18 protein-coding genes are annotated in these 20,114 nt (G+C 71.3%); 9 read left to right on the top strand and 9 right to left on the bottom strand.

The features are described 5' to 3' along the window. Positions 1-13: 13 nt before the first annotated feature. On the bottom strand, positions 14-1,165 hold the full coding sequence (locus ACFWBD_RS31795) for an NADH-quinone oxidoreductase subunit D (RefSeq protein WP_385674367.1): 1,152 nt from the start codon (positions 1,163-1,165) through the stop codon (positions 14-16). Positions 1,166-1,208: 43 nt separating this feature from the next. Here ACFWBD_RS31795 and ACFWBD_RS31790 point away from each other — a divergent pair, with 43 nt between their 5' ends. After that, complete coding sequence (locus tag ACFWBD_RS31790) at positions 1,209-1,712, top strand: PH domain-containing protein (RefSeq protein ID WP_385674364.1); 504 nt, start codon at positions 1,209-1,211, stop codon at positions 1,710-1,712. A gap of 122 nt (positions 1,713-1,834) precedes the next feature. Beyond that, positions 1,835-3,178 carry a PH domain-containing protein gene (locus tag ACFWBD_RS31785; RefSeq protein ID WP_385674495.1) on the top strand — a complete coding sequence of 448 codons (1,344 nt, stop codon included), beginning with the start codon at positions 1,835-1,837 and terminating at the stop codon, positions 3,176-3,178. Positions 3,179-3,210: 32 nt separating this feature from the next. On the opposite strand, the gene ACFWBD_RS31780 is transcribed toward ACFWBD_RS31785, so the two are convergent. Continuing rightward, a complete protein-coding gene (locus ACFWBD_RS31780; RefSeq protein WP_385674361.1) occupies positions 3,211-4,797 on the bottom strand; it encodes a hypothetical protein in 1,587 nt (528 codons plus the stop codon). A 283-nt stretch (positions 4,798-5,080) separates the two neighbouring features. Beyond that, the gene (locus ACFWBD_RS31775; protein WP_385674358.1) at positions 5,081-6,208 is read right to left on the bottom strand and encodes an alpha/beta hydrolase; all 1,128 of its coding nucleotides are present in this window, start codon (positions 6,206-6,208) and stop codon (positions 5,081-5,083) included. Between the two features lie 236 nt (positions 6,209-6,444). On the opposite strand from ACFWBD_RS31775, the gene ACFWBD_RS31770 reads away from it, so the two are divergent. The 6 genes from ACFWBD_RS31770 to ACFWBD_RS31745 all read left to right on the top strand — a co-directional run bounded on the left by ACFWBD_RS31770 (position 6,445) and on the right by ACFWBD_RS31745 (position 11,649). Beyond that, a complete protein-coding gene (locus tag ACFWBD_RS31770; protein ID WP_385674356.1) occupies positions 6,445-8,256 on the top strand; it encodes a phosphatidylglycerol lysyltransferase domain-containing protein in 1,812 nt (603 codons plus the stop codon). Between the two features lie 142 nt (positions 8,257-8,398). Next, positions 8,399-9,325, top strand: coding sequence for a dihydropteroate synthase (folP, locus tag ACFWBD_RS31765; protein ID WP_385674354.1), 927 nt, complete (start codon positions 8,399-8,401; stop codon positions 9,323-9,325). Then, positions 9,322-9,843, top strand: a complete 522-nt coding sequence (locus ACFWBD_RS31760) for a nuclear transport factor 2 family protein (protein ID WP_385674352.1) — start codon at positions 9,322-9,324, stop codon at positions 9,841-9,843. The genes folP and ACFWBD_RS31760 overlap by 4 nt, the downstream gene beginning before the upstream one ends. A gap of 280 nt (positions 9,844-10,123) precedes the next feature. Beyond that, positions 10,124-10,483, top strand: a complete 360-nt coding sequence (folB, locus tag ACFWBD_RS31755; protein WP_385674349.1) for a dihydroneopterin aldolase — start codon at positions 10,124-10,126, stop codon at positions 10,481-10,483. Then, the gene (folK, locus tag ACFWBD_RS31750) at positions 10,480-11,091 is read left to right on the top strand and encodes a 2-amino-4-hydroxy-6-hydroxymethyldihydropteridine diphosphokinase (RefSeq protein WP_385674346.1); all 612 of its coding nucleotides are present in this window, start codon (positions 10,480-10,482) and stop codon (positions 11,089-11,091) included. Before folB ends, folK begins: the two co-directional genes overlap by 4 nt. A gap of 72 nt (positions 11,092-11,163) precedes the next feature. Further along, positions 11,164-11,649 carry a DUF3180 domain-containing protein gene (locus ACFWBD_RS31745; protein ID WP_385674343.1) on the top strand — a complete coding sequence of 162 codons (486 nt, stop codon included), beginning with the start codon at positions 11,164-11,166 and terminating at the stop codon, positions 11,647-11,649. A gap of 27 nt (positions 11,650-11,676) precedes the next feature. Here the strand turns inward: ACFWBD_RS31745 and folE are convergent, their stop codons facing one another. From folE to dacB, 6 genes are all read right to left on the bottom strand, one after another. Continuing rightward, complete coding sequence (folE, locus tag ACFWBD_RS31740; protein WP_142265545.1) at positions 11,677-12,282, bottom strand: GTP cyclohydrolase I FolE; 606 nt, start codon at positions 12,280-12,282, stop codon at positions 11,677-11,679. A gap of 153 nt (positions 12,283-12,435) precedes the next feature. Beyond that, complete coding sequence (gene ftsH / locus ACFWBD_RS31735) at positions 12,436-14,475, bottom strand: ATP-dependent zinc metalloprotease FtsH (protein WP_385674338.1); 2,040 nt, start codon at positions 14,473-14,475, stop codon at positions 12,436-12,438. 186 nt (positions 14,476-14,661) lie between these two features. Then, on the bottom strand, positions 14,662-15,222 hold the full coding sequence (gene hpt, locus ACFWBD_RS31730; RefSeq protein WP_351764826.1) for a hypoxanthine phosphoribosyltransferase: 561 nt from the start codon (positions 15,220-15,222) through the stop codon (positions 14,662-14,664). Between the two features lie 73 nt (positions 15,223-15,295). Next, on the bottom strand, positions 15,296-16,327 hold the full coding sequence (tilS, locus tag ACFWBD_RS31725) for a tRNA lysidine(34) synthetase TilS (protein ID WP_385674336.1): 1,032 nt from the start codon (positions 16,325-16,327) through the stop codon (positions 15,296-15,298). 193 nt (positions 16,328-16,520) lie between these two features. After that, positions 16,521-17,654 (bottom strand): zinc-dependent metalloprotease, encoded by a 1,134-nt coding sequence (locus ACFWBD_RS31720; RefSeq protein ID WP_385674333.1) that lies wholly within the window; start codon positions 17,652-17,654, stop codon positions 16,521-16,523. A 108-nt stretch (positions 17,655-17,762) separates the two neighbouring features. Continuing rightward, positions 17,763-19,379, bottom strand: coding sequence for a D-alanyl-D-alanine carboxypeptidase/D-alanyl-D-alanine-endopeptidase (gene dacB / locus ACFWBD_RS31715; RefSeq protein WP_385674492.1), 1,617 nt, complete (start codon positions 19,377-19,379; stop codon positions 17,763-17,765). Positions 19,380-19,503: 124 nt separating this feature from the next. Between dacB and ACFWBD_RS31710 the strand changes: the two genes are divergently transcribed. Then, a complete protein-coding gene (locus tag ACFWBD_RS31710; protein ID WP_007452023.1) occupies positions 19,504-19,995 on the top strand; it encodes an inorganic diphosphatase in 492 nt (163 codons plus the stop codon). Positions 19,996-20,114 lie beyond the last annotated feature (119 nt).

Here is a 20,114-nt window from a genome sequence, read left to right as displayed (position 1 = left end):
TCCGTCGCCCGGCCTACTTGTCGATGTCTCCCACCACGAAGAACATCGACCCCAGGATCGCCACCATGTCCGAGACCAGCGTGCCCGGCAGCAGTTCGGTGAGCGCCTGGATGTTGTTGAACGAGGCCGAGCGGAGCTTCAGCCGGTACGGGGTCTTCTCGCCCTTGCTGACGAGGTAGTAGCCGTTGATGCCGAGGGGGTTCTCGGTCCACGCGTACGTGTGCCCCTCGGGCGCCTTGAGGACCTTCGGGAGCCGCTGGTTGATCGGACCGGGCGGCAGCTCCGCGAGACGGTCCAGGCACGCGTCCGCGAGGTCGAGCGCGTTGTGCGTCTGCTCCAGGAGGCACTCGAAGCGCGCGAGGCAGTCGCCCTCGGTCCGGGTCACCACCCTGAGGGTGTCCCGCAGCTCCCCGTAGGCGAGATAGGGCTCGTCCCGGCGCAGGTCGAGGTCGACACCCGAGGCGCGCGCGATCGGCCCGCTCACGCCGTACGCGTGCACGTGCTCCGGCGCGAGCGTTCCCACGTCCCGCGTGCGCCCCCGGAAGATCTCGTTGCCGAGCACCAGGTCGTCGAAGACGTCCATGCGCGAGCGCACGGCGGCGACGGCGCCACGCGCGCGCGTTGCCCATCCGGCCGGCAGGTCCTCCTTGAGGCCGCCGACGCGGTTGAACATGTAGTGCATGCGCCCGCCGGAGACCTCCTCCATCACGTTCTGAAGCACTTCGCGCTCACGGAAGGCGTAGAAGACCGGGGTGATGCCGCCCAGCTCCAGGGGGTAGGACCCCAGGAACATCAGGTGGTTCAGCACCCGGTTCAGCTCGGCGAGCAGGGTGCGCGTCCACACCGCGCGCGGGGGGACCTCCATGCCGAGCATCCGCTCCACCGCGAGGACCACGCCCAGCTCGTTCGAGAACGCCGACAGCCAGTCGTGGCGGTTGGCCAGCATGACGATCTGGCGGTAGTCGCGTGCCTCGAAGAGTTTCTCCGCGCCGCGGTGCATATAGCCGATCACCGGCTCCGCCTGCCGGATGCGCTCACCGTCCAGGACGAGCCGCAGCCGCAGCACACCGTGCGTGGAGGGATGCTGGGGACCGATGTTGAGCACCATGTCGGTGCTCTCCGCGGCACCGCCGATCCCGACCGTGGTCTCCGTCGTGGGAGTCATGGGCACAGTCTCCCCTACGGGTTCCCCTACGTACGCTGACGGTATGGAAACGGGGAGCCCGGACGGCGTGGGGACGACGGCGGCCGCACCGGTGTGGATCGGACTGCCGCCGGGACTGCTGCGGATGCGGCGGCTGCTGCTGGTGGTGTGGCTGGGGCTGACGGCCGTCGGCGCCGGGCTGCTGCTCGGGCTGCTCGTCGGCCCCGCGTGGGCCGCGTTCGCGCTGCTGCCCCTGGCCGGCATCGGATGGGGCTGGGTGCTGCTCGGGCGCAACTGGCGCTCCTGGCGGTACGCCGAGCGGGCCGACGACCTGCTGATCAGCCGGGGCGTGCTGTGGCGCGAGGAGACCGTCGTGCCGTACGGGCGCATGCAGCTCGTCGAGGTCACCTCGGGGCCCGTCGAACGGCACTTCGGGCTGGCCAGCGTCCAGCTGCACACCGCGGCCGCCGCGACCGACGCGACCATCCCGGGCCTGGACCCGGCCGAGGCGGAGCGGCTGCGCGACCGGCTCACCCGACTCGGCGAGGCCCGATCGGCGGGGCTGTGACGACCCCGGGCGTCGAGAACGGCGTACCCGACGCACCCCCCGCAGCAGACGCCCCGGATGCTCTGGACACCGCGGACACCGCGGACACCGAGAGCACCGAGAGCACCGAGAGCACCACAGACATCGCGGACACCGCGGACTCACCGGACCCGCCCGGCACCCGCCCCGAACGGCCCGTCACCGAGCGCCGGCTGCACCCCGTCACACCGTTCCGGCGGGCGTGGGCCCCGATCGCGGTCCTCGTCGGCTGGGCCGTGCACGACCCCAACCAGGCGCAGGAACAGCTGACCCGGCTGACCACCACGACCCTGCTGATCGCGCTCGCCGTCCTCGTCCCCGCCGCCTCCCTCTACGGCTTTCTGACCTGGTGGTTCACCCATTTCTCGGTGACCGACAGCGAACTGCGCATCCGGACCGGCCTGCTGTTCCGGCGCGCCGCGCACATCCGGCTGGAACGCATCCAGGCGATCGACGTCAGTCAGCCGCTGCTGGCGCGGATCGCGGGCGTCGCCAAGCTCCGGCTCGACGTGGTCGGCGCCGAGAAGAAGGACGAACTGGCCTTCCTGGGCGAGGAGGAGGCCCGGGTGCTGCGGGCGGAGCTGCTCGCTCGGGCGGCGGGTTTCGCGCCGGAGACGGCGCACGAGGTGGGTGAGGCGCCCGCGCGCGAGCTGTTGCGCGTACCGGCCCGCGAGCTCGCGATCGCGCTGGTCCTGACGGGCGCGACCTGGGGCGCGCTGGTCGCCGCGCTCGTCGTGCCGCCGGTCCTGTGGCTGGCCACCCACAGCGTGTGGACAGTCCTCGCGACCGGCGTGCCGCTGCTCGGCGCGGCGGGCGCGAGCAGCGTGGGACGGTTCGTCGGCGAGTACGACTGGACGGTCGGCGAGTCGCCGGACGGCCTGCGGATCGACCACGGACTGCTGGACCGTACGCACGAGACGGTGCCGCCCGGCCGGGTGCAGACCGTACGGATCGTCCAGCCGCTGCTGTGGCGGCGGCGCGGGTGGGTCCGGGTCGAGCTCGACGTGGCCGGCTCGGCCAACTCCGTACTGGTGCCGGTGGCCCCGCGCGAGGCCGCGGAGGCAGTCGTCGCGCGCGTGCTGCCCGGGGTGAACGTCCCGGACGAAAGCTCGCTGTCGCGGCCGCCGCGGCGGGCCGGTCGGTGTGTGCCGCTGTGGTGGCGGGGCTACGGAATCGCCGTCACCGACGCCGTGTTCGCCACCCGGCACGGCCTGCTGCGCCGCAGCCTGGCGCTCGTCCCGCACGCCAAGGTACAGAGCGTCCGACTGACGCAAGGGCCCTGGCAGCGCCTCTGGCGGCTCGCCGACGTCCATGTGGACACGGGGGCCGACAAGACCGTCACAGCCCGGCTGCGGGACGCACAGGAGGCCGCGGAGCTGCTCCGCGGCCAGGCCGAACGGTCACGGACCGGGCGCCTGGACGCCCGGCCCGACCGGTGGATGGCGTAGGCATCCCAGAACACGGCGTCAGAAAGACGGCGTCAGGAGACGGCGCTGCGCAGTCCCTGGAGGTCGATGTGCTCCGTCTCGTCGTGGGCGGTCAGGTCGATCACCTGACCGACACCGCGCGCCCGCTCGTCCAGCGGCTTGAACTCCGCCTCGGACTCGGCCTTGTGCAGGGCGAGGGCCTCCTGGCCGACGACATCGGCCAGGTCCTCGTTCTGCACGGCCTCCAGGGCGAGAGGCGCCGACGCGCCCTTCGTCCCGAAGAAGTCGAAGCCTCCCTCGGCCGTCGGACGCCGTACGGGCTGCGCGGCCGGCACGACGGCCACCGCGGTCGGCACGGCGAAGTGGCCGGAGGGGCCGGAGGGGCGGCGCTGCACGGCGCCGGCGGGGCGGGGGACGAGCGCACCGGCCGCGGCGGCCACCGGGGCAGGGGCCGCGGTGGGGGCCGCGGTGGGAGCGGAGTACACCGGCGGCGCGGGCCGCACGGTCTCCGTGTCGTTCACGTGCTCGCCGACCGCGACAGCTTCTGAGACCGCCGGTTCCGGAGCGTTCCCCTCCGCGTCGTCCGCGTCCACGGCGCCGGGAGTTCGGTCGTCCAGGTCCTGGCTCTCCGGGCGCCGGTCCTCCGGGCTGCTCTGGTTCTCCGAGACCGTGTCGGCCTCGGCAGTCGTGTGGGGGGCGGCCGCGCGCGTGTGCTCGTCGACCGCCTCGGGCTTCCCCTGCGCCTCGTCCTCCTGCGCGGCCTCCGCGTCGCCGCCGGCGGCTGTGGCGCCGACGTCCGCGGAAGTCGCCCGCGAGGTCTCCTCCTCGGCATGGTCCTCGATCTTCGAGGCCTTGACGCCGTCGGTGTCGAACCGGGCCAGGGCCGCCTCGGCCCGCAGGAACAGCTTGGACCCCTCGGGAGAGAAGACCGCCGAAGCACGCGGCTCCTCCGCGGCCTCCGCAGCCTCCTCGGTCTCCGCGACCGGCTCGGCGGCGTCGTCGGACCCGGCAGAGTCGGCCGACTCGTCGGACACGGCCTCCTCGGCCGTCTCCCGGGCTTCGGCCGCCGCCTCGACGGCATCCGTGTCCTCGGCGTCCTCCGCGTCCCCGCCCTCCCGCGCGGCGACCGCGCCGGCCGGCTCCTCGTCCTGCGCCGCGCGCGCGGCGGGCAGCGCGGGCGTGGGAGCCGCCTCTATCTCGAGCAGCCGGCGGCCCTCCAGGGCGCTGGCCCGCTCGGTCTCGGCCGTGGCGTAGCGGCGCAGCAGTGCGGCGTGCTCGTTGCGCAGGCCCGCCAGTTCGGTGCGCTTGGAGCGCAGGCGCTGCTCCAGCTTGACGCGCAGCTCACGTGATTCGTCGAGGTCGCTCTCCAGCTCGGCGACCCGTTCCTCGTAGCGCCACTCGTCACTGACACGCGCGCGTTCCAGGTCGGCGACCTGTTTGCCGGCCTGGATGTCCCAGCGGCGCATCACGTACGCGCCGAGGATCGCCGTCGCCGCGGCGGCCGCGGCCAGACCGCGGAGCGCCATCGGCTCCGTGAACACCCAGGGGCCGAGGGCGCAGACGAGGGAGACGCCTGCGATTGCCGAGGGAGGCAGCAGCCTGTGCAAAGGCGGGGAATGGCGGTGACGTCCACGTGGCATGGCCAGAAACTTACCGCGCGTAGGCGAATGTTGGCGCCCCGCCCCGCAAAAACACGGCCATACCGAAGTCTTCACAGGGCATCAGGAAACAACGCGGTCTCGGAATTCGACAAGAAGCAAGATCATTTCCCGTCAGGGCGCCCGGACCGGCCCCCATGAACCCCGGTCGGGCCTCCGGGCGCCCCGGCCCACGACACCCCTCGGCCCCGCCCTCGACGCCCGCCGCCCGCCCCGCCCCTGACATCTGCGGTCCGCCGCCCGACCCCCGCAGTCGGGCGCCGCCTCACCGGCCGCTCAACCGCCCGCTGATCCACTCGAGCGTCGGCGGGATCTCCCGCCGCCAGGTGTTGAAGTTGTGCCCGCCGCTTTCCAGGATGATCGACGAGATCCTGGTCGTGTCCGCGGCCTTCGCCAGCGCTATGAACTTCTGCGTGGCCTTGAAGTTGGATTCCCCGACCTTGCTGCTGGTGACGAGCAGCGAGGTGTCGGGAGCGGAACGATTCTTCAGAAACCAGTGCAGATCCGCCTCGTTGCGCAGGGTCGCGTTCCCGTGGAAGAGGTCGCCGGTGGTCGGATCGGACGGCGCCTTGTAGTACGCCGACAGGCCCGCGCCCGCCGCGTAGACCTCCGGGTGGTGCATCGCCAGCTTCAGCGCGCAGTAGCCGCCCGTGGAGTCCCCGATGACGCCCCAGCTGCCGGGCTTCCTGCCCACGCGGTAGTGGGCCGTCACGGCGTCCGGCAGATCCTTGGCGAAGAACGACTCGGTCTGCGGGCCGCCCGGGATGTCCACGCACTCGGTGTCGCGCGGCGGCGCCACGGTCGGCCGCAGCATCACCAGGATCATCGGCTGCATGCGCCCGTCCTTGGCGAGCTGCCGCGCGGTGCGCGGGTAGTGCAGTTTGTCCACGAGCGCCTCCGCCGTTCCGGGGTAGCCCGTGAGGACGACGGCCGCGGGGAACGTACGCGTGCGGTACTGCGGGTCGAAGTACTCCGGCGGCAGGTACACGTACGCCGGCGTGGCTATGTGTGTCGTACGTCCGTTGAGGGCGACCTTCTGGATCTGTCCCGCGTACTGCGGACGCCCACCGCCGCCGCCGTCCACGCGCCTGGTGTCGAGCACCCGCAACGGCCCCGCCGGGGCGCCACCGGCCCCGTGGTCGACGACCACGCCCTGGTCGGTCTCCCGGCCGAACAGGTCCGCCCAGCTGGCGTAGAAGCCGAATGCCTGGTTGGCGGTCAGCCCCACCGACACGAACAGCGCCAACTGGGTGGCGAGCAGCAGCCCGACCCGCCCGCTGACGGCCCGCCAGCCGGTTCGGGCCAGGCGCGGCCACAGCCACACCGTGCCGACGAACAGCAGTAAGGCGAACAGCACTGACAGCAGCAGCATTTTGTCGCTAGTGAGCCCCATGCGGTGGTTTCCTGCCTGCTCTCCGTCCGGGATGACGCCCGCTCCCCCCGACTCCTTCGCGAGGGCTTGTCCCGAACTTTCCTTGGCCTTTTCAGTGGCTTTGAGGAGACGAGTGAACCTCTCTCCCCAAGACACCGTCCTAGAGGGCGCAATGTCGCCGGATGCCCGAATCGGGCCCGGGTCCAAGGTCTCTCGCGGAACTACGGGATGCGATGTCTGTCACTCAAGATGGGGAAATGTCGGGCGGGGTTCCGCACCGATCAAGCCGGGTGCGGCAGATACTGCGAGGTCCGCGCCCCGAGTCCGTTCCCGCCCTCGTCGCCAGAGCCTGTGCCCTGGTGGGCCTGCTGGACGTGGCCGGCGGCGTCTTCCCGCGGTTCAGGCACAGCCGTATGCACACCTTCGCCGAGGTCCTGCCCGGCTCGTTCGGGCCGTTCGCCGCCGCGCTGTCCCTCAGCGCGGGCGTCCTGCTGCTGCTGCTCGCCCACGGCCTCAGGCGGGGCAAGCGGCGCGCGTGGCGCGCGGCGGTGGTGCTGCTCCCGGCGGGCGCGGTGGCCCAGTTCGTGTACCGGCACTCGGTAGTGGGCGCGCTCATCTCGGTAGCGCTGCTCGTACCGCTGCTGCTGCACCGCGACCAGTTCGCGGCGCTGCCCGACCCGCGCAGCCGCTGGCGCGCGCTGGCGAACTTCGTCCTCATGGGCGCCGGTTCCCTCGGTCTGGGGCTGGTCATCGTCAGCGTCCACCCCAACCGCCTGATCGGCGACCCGAGCCTGGCCGATCGCATTACGCACGTCCTGTACGGCCTCTTCGGATTCGAGGGCCCGGTCGACTACCAGGGCAACACCTCCTGGACCGTCGCCTTCTCCCTGGGCGCCCTCGGCTGGATCACCGCGGTCACCACGATCTACCTCGCCTTCCGCCCCGAGCACCCGGCCGCCCGCCTCACGGAGGAGGACGAGGTGCGCCTGCGCGCCCTGCTGGACAAGCACGGCCGCCGCGACTCCCTGGGCCACTTCGCGCTGCGCCGCGACAAGGCCGTGGTCTTCTCCCCCAGCGGCAAGGCGGCGGTGACCTATCGCGTCGTCTCCGGCGTGATGCTCGCCAGCGGCGACCCCATCGGCGACGTCGAGGCCTGGCCCGGCGCCATCGAACGCTTCATGGACGAGGCCAAGGCCCACTCCTGGACGCCCGCCGTCATGGGCTGCTCGGAGACGGGCGGCGAGGTCTGGACCCGCGAGACCGGCCTCGACGCGCTCGAGCTGGGTGACGAGGCGGTGGTGGACGTAGCGGATTTCTCCCTGGCCGGACGCGCGATGCGCAACGTGCGCCAAATGGTCAAGCGCATCGAGCGCGCCGGTTACGAGACCCGGGTACGGCGCGTACGTGACCTCGGCGAGGCCGAGCTGGAGCGCATCCGGCGGGCCTCGGAGAACTGGCGCGGCACGGACACCGAGCGCGGCTTCTCGATGGCCCTGGGCCGCGTCGGCGACCCCTCCGACGGGGACTGCCTCATCGCCACCGCCCACAAGGCCGACGAGGTCCCCGGCGAGTACGGCGACCTGAAGGCGATCCTGCACTTCGTGCCCTGGGGCCCGGACGGCGCTTCCCTGGACCTGATGCGCCGCGACCGCTCGGCCGACCCGGGCATGAACGAACTCCTGATCGTCGCCGCGCTCCAGGCAGCCCCGAAGTTCGGCGTCGCGCGCGTGTCGCTGAACTTCGCCATGTTCCGCTCGGCGCTGGCCCGCGGCGAGAAGATCGGCGCGGGCCCGGTGCTGCGGGCCTGGCGCGGGCTGCTGGTGTTCCTCTCCCGCTGGTTCCAGATCGAGTCGCTGTACAAGTTCAACGCCAAGTTCCAGCCGCGCTGGGAGCCCCGCTTCGTCGTCTACCGGGCCTCCGGCGACCTCCCCCGCATCGGCTTCGCCGCCATGCAGGCCGAGGGCTTCGTCGACCTCGCTCTCCCGCTGCCGCGCTTCCTGCGCCGCCGTTCCAAGGCGGCACGCGTGTGTGCGCACGCGGTGGCGGAGCGAGACGTACGGGCGGCGTAGCCGCGGCGATGCCGGCCGGTCGGGCATCGGGCCCGCGCCACCGGGACCGGCCCGGGTGGGGCAGCCCCTCCCCCTCCCAGCCCTGGGGCTTCCACCCGGGCCGCGCCGCGGCGCGGCCCTCTCCTGGGCCTACGCTGAACATATGAGCAAGCAGAGCGGACGCGGGCGCGTCGTCGGTCTTCCCCGATGGGACCGCTGCGCGGTCATGGGAGTCGTCAACGTGACCCCCGACTCCTTCTCCGACGGCGGCCGCTGGTTCGACACGACGGCCGCCGTCAAGCACGGCCTCCAGCTCGTCGCCGAGGGCGCGGACCTCGTAGACGTCGGCGGCGAGTCCACCCGACCCGGCGCCAGCCGGGTCGACGAGACCGAGGAACTCCGCCGGGTCGTCCCCGTGGTCCGCGGCCTCGCCTCCGAGGGGGTCGTCGTCTCCGTCGACACGATGCGCGCCTCCGTCGCCGCCCGGGCCCTCGCGGCCGGCGCCGCCCTCGTCAACGACGTCAGCGGCGGCCTCGCCGACCCGGCGATGATCCCGGCCGTCGCGGACACGGGAGCCCCCTTCGTCGTCATGCACTGGCGCGGCTTCCTCGAGGGCGGCAACGTCAGGGGCGTCTACACCGACGTCGTCGCCGAGGTCCTGGACGAACTCCACGCGCGCGTGGACGCCGTCCTGGCCGGTGGCGTCTCCCCCGACCGCATCGTCGTCGACCCGGGTCTCGGCTTCTCCAAGGAGGCCGATCACGACCTGTCCCTGCTGGCCCACCTCGACCGGCTGCACGCCCTCGGTCACCCGCTGCTCGTCGCGGCCTCCCGCAAACGGTTCCTGGGCCGGGTCCTGGCCGGCCCCGAGGGGGCGCCGCCGCCCGCGCGCGAACGCGACGCCGCCACCGCCGCCGTCTCCGCCCTCGCGGCGGAGGCCGGCGCCTGGGCGGTGCGCGTGCACGAGGTGCGTGCGACGGCGGACGCGGTACGGGTCGCCCGTGCCGTGGAGGGGGCGCGCGAGGAAGGTGCCGCGCCGGGCGCACACCACGGCGGACACGGCCCGAGCGGCGCAGAAGGAGCCCGGTGAGCGCCCCCCACACCGACGTCGAGCAGGTCGAGGCCGCCAACACCGCCTTCTACGAGGCACTCGAACGAGGTGACTTCGACGGGGTGTCCGCGCTCTGGCTCACCCCGGCCGACCTGGGCGTGGACGAGACGTACCACGACCCGGCGGACGTCGGCGTGATCTCCTGCGTGCACCCCGGCTGGCCGGTGCTCACCGGCCGGGGCGAGGTGCTGCGGTCGTACGCGCTGATCATGGCGAACACCGACTACATCCAGTTCTTCCTCACCGACGTGCATGTCTCCGTCACCGGCGACACCGCGCTGGTGAACTGCACCGAGAACATCCTCAGCGGCGGCCCCGCGCCGGAGGACGGCGAGGAGCTCGGGCCGCTCGTCGGCCAGCTGGTGGTCGCCACGAACGTGTTCCGTCGCACGTCCGACGGATGGAAGCTGTGGTCGCACCACGCCTCCCCGGTGCTGACGGAGAACGACGAAGCCGACAGTCCCGAGGACTCCGAGGGTGAAGAAGACCCCTCCTGAGCGGGTAGGCGGACCACAGGAAGGGGGCAGGCGGCCCTGAGACGACCCACAGGGACCAAGAAGTGGTTGGAATCACGAACCCGTGGGTAGGGGCGGCTACCAGCCTGTGAGCAGCCGGGTTCCCCAAGGGAAACGCCCGGCGAAAAGTCCTGACTCCGGCCCGGGCAACCGCGGCCGGAGCCCGGGTCTGTCAGTGCTCGCGGGTAGATTCGTTCGAGGCCGGGGTGCCGCCCGCACCCGGACGCACCGGCCGAAACCGACGATTGCAGGAGTGATTCGCGTGGATCGTGTCGCGCTGCGCGGCCTCAAGGCCCGCGGGTACCACGGTGTGTTCCCCAAGGAACGCGCGGAGGGCCAGACCTTCATCGTGGACATCGTCCTGGGCCTGGACACCCGACCGGCCGCGGCCGACGACGACCTGGCGAAGACCGTCCACTACGGCATCGTGGCGGAGGAGGTCGTGGCCGTCGTCCAGGGCGAGCCCGTCGACCTCATCGAGACGCTCACCGAGCGCATCGCCCAGGCCTGCCTGAAGCACGAAGGGGTCCAGGAGGTCGAGGTCTGCGTCCACAAACCGGACGCGCCGATCACGGTCCCCTTCGACGACGTGACCGTCACCATCACCCGGAGCCGAGTATGACCGCGTTCTTCACCGAGGGTCAGAGCGACCCGACCGTACAGCCGGTACCCGCCTCCGTCGTCGAGAAGGTCGACGCCGCCGACACCACCCTGCACAACCCCCAACGCGCCGTGATCGCCCTCGGATCCAACCTCGGCAACCGCCTGGAGACCCTGCAGGGCGCCATCGACGCCCTCGAGGACACCCCCGGCGTACGCATCAAGGCCGTCTCCCCGGTGTACGAGACGGAGCCGTGGGGCGTCGAGCCCGGCAGCCAGCCCTCGTACTTCAACGCGGTCGTCGTGCTCAAGACGACCCTCCCGCCGTCCTCGCTGCTGGAGCGGGCGCACGCGGTCGAGGAGGCCTTCCACCGAGTGCGCGACGAACGCTGGGGCGCGCGCACCCTCGACGTCGACATCGTCACCTACGCCGACGTCGTCGACGAGGACCCGCACCTCACGCTGCCCCACCCCCGCGCCCACGAACGCGCCTTCGTGCTGGCCCCCTGGCACGATGTCGAGCCCGAGGCCCAGCTGCCCGGCCGCGGCCCGGTCGCCGGCCTTCTCGACACCGTGACCCGCGAGGGCGTCGCGGCACGCAAGGACCTGGAACTCCACCTGCCCGAGTAGTCGTTAAGGTCGACAGGACCACTGCCCGCGGGATGCCCATGCCCGCGGGCTCGGGGGAGTTGAAGGGACACCGTGAGAGAGCTGCGCATCAGGGTGCTGGCCGGCGTGTTCGGCGTGGCCGCGATCCTGTCCTGGGCCGGGGCCCGTCTGTGGAACTCGGTCGGGACCCTCCCCAGCGTCCCGCTGGCCGCGCCCATCGTCCTCGCCCTGATCGCCGTGGTGCTCACGGCCACCGCGCTGTCGCTGCGCGCCCGCCTCAAGGCCCAGCGTGAGCGCCGCCCCGAGGCCAAGGGCGTCGACCCCCTGATGGCGGCCCGCGCGGTCGTGTTCGGCCAGTCCAGCGCCCTGGTGGCCGCCCTCGTCTCCGGCATGTACGGCGGGACGGGCGTCTTCCTGCTGGAGTCCCTCGACATCCCCGCCCGGCGCGACCAGGCCATCTACGCCGGTTTCTCCGTCCTGGCGGGCATCGCGGTCATAGCGGCGGCCATCTTCCTGGAGCGCGTCTGCAAGCTGCCCGAGGACGAAGATCACGACAAGGGGGCGGCGTCGCCGGCGTGACGTCGCCCGGGTGAGCGCGGGCCCCGGTCAGCGCGCCATGATCAGGCTCATCGCCTCGTTGCGCGTCGCCGCGTCCCGCAGCTGTCCCCGCACCGCCGAGGTGATGGTCTTGGCGCCGGGCTTGCGGATGCCCCGCATGGACATGCACATGTGCTCGCACTCGATGACGACGATCACCCCGCGCGGCTCCAGGATCTCCATCAGGGAGTCGGCGATCTGCGTGGTGAGACGTTCCTGCACCTGGGGCCGGCGCGCGTAGACGTCCACGAGGCGGGCCAGCTTGGACAGGCCGGTGATCTTCCCGCTGGTGGACGGGATGTAGCCGACGTGGGCGACGCCCCTGAACGGCACCAGATGGTGTTCACAGGTACTGAACACCTCGATGTCCTTCACGAGCACCATCTCGTCGTGCCCCAGGTCGAAGGTCGTCGTCAGCACGTCCTCCGGCTGTTGCCACAGCCCCGCGAATATCTCCCTGTACGCCCGCGCCACCCGCGCCGGCGTCTCCCGGAGGCCCTCGCGGTCCGGGTCCTCACCGACCGCGATCAGCAGCTCGCGTACGGCGTTCTCGGCGCGCTTCTCGTCGAACTCGCCGATGGCGCCCTCGCCGTCCAGCGTCACGGGGTCGGTCATGTGGTGCCTCGTTCCTGTACGGGTCGCGCGTATGGGTCACGCGCCTCATCTGCGGCATCCAAAAAACGTCAGACGAAAATGCCGCGCCCCCCAGGCTAGAACCTGGGGGGCGCGGCATCCATTCCGGGCCTGGTGGGGCCTCCGGGAGCCTGATCAGCTCTCGGGGCGGTCCTCCGGGGCCGGCTCGGTCACGGGGGTTGGCTCCACCACGGTGGTCTTCGCCGTGGAGATCGCCGGAGTCGCGCCGTTGGCGCCGTTCGTCAGTGCGAGCTCCCTGGGGGAGAGCACCGGCGGACGGGTGGACGGCGTGCGCCGCGAGGAACCGGTCCAGGCGGGCCGGGCCGGACGCTTGACGATGGCGGAGAAGACCTCGGCGATCTGCTCCTTGTTCAGCGTCTCCTTCTCCAGCAGCTGAAGCACCAGCTGGTCGAGGACGTCGCGGTTCTCGACCAGGATCTCCCAGGCCTCGTTGTGCGCCGTCTCGATGAGCTTCTTGACCTCTTCGTCGACCAGCGCGGCTACCTCTTCCGAGTAGTCACGCGGGTGCGACATCTCGCGGCCCAGGAACGGCTCGGTGTTGTCGCCACCGAACTTGATGGCCCCGAGACGCTCGGTCATGCCGTACTGCGTGACCATCGCGCGGGCCGTCGCGGTGGCCTTCTCGATGTCGTTCGCGGCGCCCGTCGTCGGGTCGTGGAAGACCAGTTCCTCGGCAGCGCGGCCGCCCAGCATGTAGGCCAGCTGGTCGAGCATCTCGTTGCGTGTGGTCGAGTACTTGTCCTCGTCCGGCAGGACCATCGTGTAACCGAGGGCCCGTCCGCGCGACAGGATCGTGATCTTGTGGACCGGGTCGGAGTTCGGGGAGGCCGCCGCGACCAGGGCGTGTCCGCCCTCGTGGTACGCGGTGATCTTCTTTTCCTTGTCCGACATGATCCGGGTCCGCTTCTGCGGGCCCGCCACGACGCGGTCGATGGCCTCGTCCAGCGAGTGGTTGTCGATGAGCTTCTTGTCGCTGCGCGCCGTGAGGAGCGCCGCTTCGTTCAGCACGTTCGCCAGATCCGCGCCGGTGAAGCCCGGGGTACGGCGGGCGACGGCCGACAGGTCGACGTCCGGGGCGACCGGCTTGCCCTTCTGGTGAACCTTGAGGATCTCCAGACGGCCCTGCATGTCCGGGCGGTCGACCGCGATCTGGCGGTCGAAGCGGCCGGGACGCAGCAGCGCGGGGTCGAGGATGTCGGGGCGGTTCGTGGCGGCGATGAGGATCACGCCGCCCTTCACGTCGAAGCCGTCCATCTCGACGAGCAGCTGGTTCAGCGTCTGCTCGCGCTCGTCGTGTCCGCCGCCGAGGCCGGCGCCGCGGTGGCGGCCGACCGCGTCGATCTCGTCGACGAAGACGATCGCCGGGGCGTTCGCCTTGGCCTGCTCGAAGAGGTCACGGACCCGGGAGGCACCGACACCGACGAACATCTCGACGAAGTCGGAACCGGAGATCGAGTAGAAGGGAACGCCCGCCTCGCCGGCGACGGCGCGCGCGAGGAGCGTCTTGCCGGTACCGGGCGGGCCGTACAGGAGTACGCCCTTGGGGATCTTGGCGCCGACGGCCTGGAACTTCGCCGGTTCCTGGAGGAACTCCTTGATCTCGTGGAGTTCCTCGACGGCCTCGTCCGAGCCCGCGACGTCGGCGAAAGTCGTCTTCGGGGTGTCCTTGGTGATGAGCTTGGCCTTGGACTTCCCGAAGTTCATGACTCGGGAGCCGCCGCCCTGCATCTGGTTCATCAGGAACAGGAAGACGACCACGATGAGGACGAAGGGGAGCAGGGACAGCAGGATCCCGACGAAGGCGTTCTGCTTCGTCGGCGAGACTGTGTATCCGTCCGGGATCTGCTTGTCCTGGTACTTGGTCTGCAGCGTGTTGGCAATGGTCACGCCCTGGTCGCCGATATAGCTCGCCTGGATCTTCGAGCTGTCCTTGACCTTTACGCCGTCCTTGAGCGTGACCTTGATGGTCTGCTCGTCACCGGTGGTGAGCTTGGCCGACTCGACCTTGTTGTCGTTGATCGCTGCAATGACCTGGCCGGTGTCCACCGTCTTGTAGCCGCCGGACGAGCCGACGACCTGCATCAACACGACCACGGCAAGGACGGCCAGCACGATCCACATGACCGGCCCACGGAAGTATCGCTTCACGTCCATCCATACGGAGCGGTGTCGCCCCGTCCCTCCTGCCATAGTGAGTTTGATAAGACAGTTCTTCTGACGGTACCCCAGCTTTGTCGCGCGGAGCCGCACGGGACGGCTGGTGCCTCCGTCTGCTTGCTCCAACGGCGAAATGCCCGCTGGGGTTCCCGATCTTCGTACGGAGCTTGGGCCCTTCGGGTCTCAGCCGCCGTAGACGTGGGGCGCGAGCGTACCGACGAACGGGAGGTTTCGGTACTTCTCGGCATAGTCGAGGCCGTAGCCGACGACGAACTCGTTGGGGATGTCGAAGCCGACCCACTCGACGTCGATGGCGACCTTGGCGGCCTCGGGCTTGCGCAGCAGCGTGCACACCTTGAGGGTGGCGGGCTCGCGCGAGCCGAGGTTGGAGATCAGCCAGGACAGCGTCAGGCCGGAGTCGATGATGTCCTCGACGATCAGGACGTGACGGCCCTTGATGTCCGTGTCCAGGTCCTTGAGGATCCGTACGACACCGGAGGACTGGGTGCCCGCGCCGTAGGACGACACGGCCATCCAGTCCATGGTGACGGGGGTGGACAGGCATCGGGCGAGGTCGGCCATGACCATCACGGCGCCCTTGAGGACACCCACGATGAGCAGGTCCTTGCCCGCGTACTCCGCATCGATCTTCGCGGCCAGTTCGACCAGCTTCGCGTCGATCTCTTCCTTGGTGATGAGCACCTCTTTGAGATCGGTGCCCATGTCTTTCGCGTCCACCCGCATCACTTTCGGTTGTCCCAGCGGCCACCGGGACCGCCCACGACCACGTAAGCGGTCCTGCCGGAGGGCCCGGATTTCAGCCTTGCCGAATCACCAGTCTGCCACCCTGGCGCTGAGCGACGACTTTGCCGGGGAGATTGATGACCCCCTGGCCGCGCCAACCGGTGATCAGCCGGTCGACCTCCTCGATGTGCCGGGCGAAGAGCGAACCGGCCGGAGCGCCCGCCTCGATGGCGGCGCGGCGCAGGATCCGACGGCGTACGGCAGGCGGCAGTGCGTAGAGCTTGGCGCACTCCAGAAGCCCGGCCGCGTCCCGTACGGAGGACTCGGCCTGGCCCGCCCAGGCGTCGAGGGCGTCGGCGTCGTCACGGGAGAGCTGGGCCGTACGGGCGAGGGCCTCGACGACGCCCTTGCCGAGGGCCTTCTCCAGGGCGGGCAGCCCCTCGTGGCGCAGCCGGGAACGGGTGTAGGCCGGGTCGGCGTTGTGCGGGTCGTCCCAGACCGGCAGGGACTGGACCATGCAGGCCTTGCGGGCGGTCTGCCGGTCGAGCTGGAGGAAGGGGCGGCGGTAGCGGCGGGCGGCCCCGGGGCCCCCGGAGACGGCCGCCATCCCGGACAGCGAGCGGATGCCGGAGCCGCGGGCGAGGCCGAGCAGGACGGTTTCGGCCTGGTCGTCGCGAGTGTGGCCGAGCAGGATCGCGGCGGCGCCCTGGCGGACGGCGGCGGCGTCGAGGGCGGCGTACCGCGCGTCGCGGGCGGCGGCCTCGGGCCCTCCTCCGCGGCCGACGGTCACGGCCGCCGACTCCACGGGATCCAGGCCGAGTTCGCGCAGGCGCAGGACGACTTCCCCGGCGCGTAGATCGGAGCCGGGCTGGAGGCCGTGGTCGACGGTGACACCGCCGGCCCGGATGCCGAGCCGGGGCGCCTCGAAGGCGAGGGCGGAGGCGAGCGCCATGGAGTCGGCGCCACCGGAGCACGCCACGAGCACGAGCGGCGGTGCCGGTCGCTCGTGGGAGCCCGTTTCGGGGGTGGGGTGGTCGTTGAGGATGTCGTGGAGTACGCGGCGGACCGCCAGGCGTATCGCCGCGACCGCAGGATGGGGACCCACTGTCCGGTTCCCTTCATGAAGTTTTCGGGAGTGAACCCGAGGTTCGGTCACGCAGAGTGTGTAGATGGTGACAGAACCGGGGCGTTCCCCGAGCATTGCACGCCTGCCGAGGGCTCACGGTCCCTCGGACGGGTGATTGAAGGGGCGTTCGCCTGCCGTCGGCCGGATTCGGCTCACCGCCGTTCTGGCGGGTTCATGACTCGGCCTTGCGGTGCACTCGCGCGACCCAGTCCGCCGGCTTGGCGATCTCGGCCTTGGTCGGAAGTGTGTTCGGTGAGGTCCATACGCGGTTGAAGCCGTCCATGCCGACCTGGTCGACGACGGCCCGTACGAAGCGCTCGCCGTCGCGGTACTGCTTGAGCTTGGCGTCCAGGCCGAGCAACTTGCGCAGGGCGATGTCCAGTCGGGAGGCGCCCTTGGCGCGGCGCTGCTGGAACTTCTCGCGGATCTCGGCGACGGACGACACGACTTCCGGGCCCACTCCGTCCATGACGAAGTCGGCGTGTCCCTCCAGGAGGGACATCACGGCGGTGAGGCGGGCGAGGATCTCGCGCTGGGCGGGCGTCTGCACCAGTTCGACCAGGGAACGGCCGCCGTCGTCCTCCTCGCCCTCGGGCCGGCCGCCGGAGAGCGACTGGGCCGCTTCCCTGACCCGCTCCAGGAACGTCATGGGGTCGACGTCGGTCTCGCCCAGGAACGACTGGATCTCGCCCTCGAGGTGGTCCCGCAGCCAGGGCACGGCCGAGAACTGGGTGCGGTGCGTCTCCTCGTGGAGGCACACCCACAGCCGGAAGTCGTGGGGCTCCACGTCGAGTTCGCGTTCCACATGGACGATGTTCGGCGCGACGAGCAGCAGACGGCCGCCGCCGTTGGCCCCGGCGGGGAGCGCACGGGTGGCGGGGGCGAAGGTCTCGTACTGGCCGAGGACGCGGGAGGACAGGAAGGAGAGCAGCATGCCGAGTTCGACGCCGGTGACCTTGCCGCCGACGGCGCCGAGGACCGAGCCGCCCGGGGTGTTGCCGCGCCGTTCCTGCATCTTGTCGAGGAGGGGCTTGAGGATCTCCCGGAAGCCCGCCACGTTCGCCGCCACCCAGCCCGGGCGGTCGACGACGAGGACCGGGGTGTCGTGGATTTCCTCGGTGCCCATACGAGTGAAGCCCCGGACGTGTCCCTCCGAGGCCTTGGCGTGTCGGCGCAGTTCCGCGACGACGGCTCGCGCCTCGTCGCGGCTGACCTCGGGTCCCGGCCGCACAAGCCGGGTCGCGGTCGCCACCGCGAGATTCCAGTCGACCATCCCCGAAGAAGCAGCGCCACCGTTGCTCGTCATGCGTCAACCGTACGTGAGCGCCGCCGTTGGGGGCAGGCCGCGGAAGACCGGTCAGGGAGATGTCAGGGTCGGAGCCGGGGCGGCTCGGGGGTGCCGGGGCCGCGCCGCTCAGCGGCAGCCGCACCCCGCCAGCGCCGTGGCCGCCCGGTCCAGCGCCGCCTGGGCCGCCGCCGGATCGGTCGTGTCGGCGGCCAGGAGGGCGAACGCGAGGAGGCGGCCGTCCTGGTCGACGACCGTGCCGGCGAGGGTGTTCACGCCGGTCAGGGTGCCGGTCTTGGCGCGGACGACGCCGGCCGCGCCCTCGGTGTAGCGGCTGGTGAGGGTGCCGGTGAAGCCGGCGACGGGGAGGCCGGTGAGGACGGGGCGCAGGTCGGGGCGGTCGGTGTCACCGGCCTTGACCAGGAGGGCGGTCAGGAGGTTCGCCGTGAGCCGGTCCTCGCGGTCGAGGCCGCTGCCGTCCTTGATCCGGACGCCGGTCAACGGCAGTCCGAGCTTCTTCAGTTGTGCCTGGACGGCCTTGCCGGCGCCTGCGAAGTCGGCGCGGACACCGGTCGCGACGGCGGTCTGGCGGGCGAGGGCCTCGGCGATGTCGTTGTCGCTGTTGGTCAGCATCCGTTCGACCAGGACGGACAGCGGGGGCGAGGAGACCGTGGCGAGGGTCTTCGCGCGCGTGGTGGCCTTGGAGAGTCCGGGCGCCGAGGTCTTGATGCCGGCGGCCTCCAGGAACTCGGCGAACTTGCGGGTCGCGTCGGCCGCCGGGTCGCTCACCCGGGTCGTCGGGCCGCTGGTGGAGTCGTCGGTGCGGCCCTCGTCGACGGACAGGGCGGTGACGGCCGCGAGGTTGGGGTTGACCCCGATGGGGTGAACCTGCGTGCCGGCGAACAGCGTCGTGTCGTACGAGAGCGTCACCTGGGTGAGGCCACGCTTCTTCAGGGCGGCCGCCGTGGAACCGGCGAGGGCGCGCAGGTCGGCCCAGCCCTCGGCGTCCGCGCGGGCCGTGAGGGTGGGGTCGCCGCCGCCGACGAGGACGACTTCCCCGGTGTCGGGTTCGAGCGCGGCGCGGGTGGTGAGACGGTGCTCGCCGCCCATCGCGGAGAGCGCGGCGAGCGCGGTGGCGATCTTCGTGGTGGACGCCGGGGTCAGCGCCACGTCGCCCCCGGAGCCGTACAGCCGCTTGCCGGTGGCCACGTCGACGACCACGGCGGTCCGCCGGGCGCCGAGGGCCGGATCGCCCAGGAGGGGGTCCAGGACGCCCGCGAGGCCCGTGCCGGTCGGAAGAGCGTCCGGGGCGGACTTCACGGCGTTGACGGCGCCGCCCAGGCCCGTGAGGACGGAGGCGGCGCTCGGTGCGGGCCGCGGTGCTCCGGCCGCCGTGTCGGAGGTACCGGACGAATCGTCCGTGCGGCCGTGATCTGTGCCACCCACCCGTTCCAGGGCGGCGGCCCGGTCCCGCTCCGCCGTACGCTGACCGGTGGAGTCCCAGGGGCCGACGGCCGTCACCACACCGGCGGCCAGCGCCAGCCCGGCGGTCGCCGCACCCGCGGTGTACTGCCACGACCTGGTGTTCGGACCGGCCTTCGTGATCCGCTCGAGCTGCGGCTTCGCCGCCTGTGTGAGCCGTGCGACCTGCGGCTTCGCGGCCGCCGCCACACGTGCGAGACGAGGCCGTACGATCCCTGCGGCCCGTGCCAGACGCGGTCGTACGGCGTCCGCGACCCGCACCACGTGCGGTCTCGCGGCCCGCCAAGGCCTCAGCTCTGGCACGAACACCAGCCCCTTTCGCGATCACACAGCAGCGTGAGGGACACTTAACCACCAGAACTATGTGCTGATCATGGAGGAGCAACCGGTGGAGTTCGACGTCACGATCGAGATCCCGAAGGGTTCGCGGAACAAGTACGAGGTGGACCACGAGACCGGTCGGATCCGCCTGGACCGTCGACTCTTCACCTCGACCGCCTACCCGACCGACTACGGATTCGTCGAGAACACCCTCGGCGAGGACGGTGACCCGCTGGACGCGCTGGTCATCCTGGACGAGCCGACGTTCCCGGGCTGTCTGATCCGCTGCCGCGCGATCGGCATGTTCCGGATGACGGACGAGGCCGGCGGCGACGACAAGCTGCTGTGCGTCCCGTCGACCGACCCGCGCGTGGAGCACCTGCGGGACATCCACCACGTGTCGGAGTTCGACCGCCTGGAGATCCAGCACTTCTTCGAGGTCTACAAGGACCTGGAGCCCGGCAAGTCCGTCGAGGGCGCCGACTGGGTGGGCCGCACCGACGCCGAGGCCGAGATCGAGCGGTCCTACAAGCGTTTCAAGGACCAGGGCGGCCACTGAGGCCTTTGCCGCCTGATGTCGCCGGAGGGGGGGGGGCCCGGCGCGGGGGGGCCCCCCCCCCGGGGGGGGTTTTAGTTTGGGGGGGGGAAAAGAGTGGTTTGGGTGGGGGGGTGTGGGTT

This window comes from Streptomyces sp. NPDC060002, from assembly GCF_042737245.1.
Taxonomy (GTDB): domain Bacteria; phylum Actinomycetota; class Actinomycetes; order Streptomycetales; family Streptomycetaceae; genus Streptomyces.
This window is presented reverse-complemented; position numbering and strand designations above follow the sequence as displayed.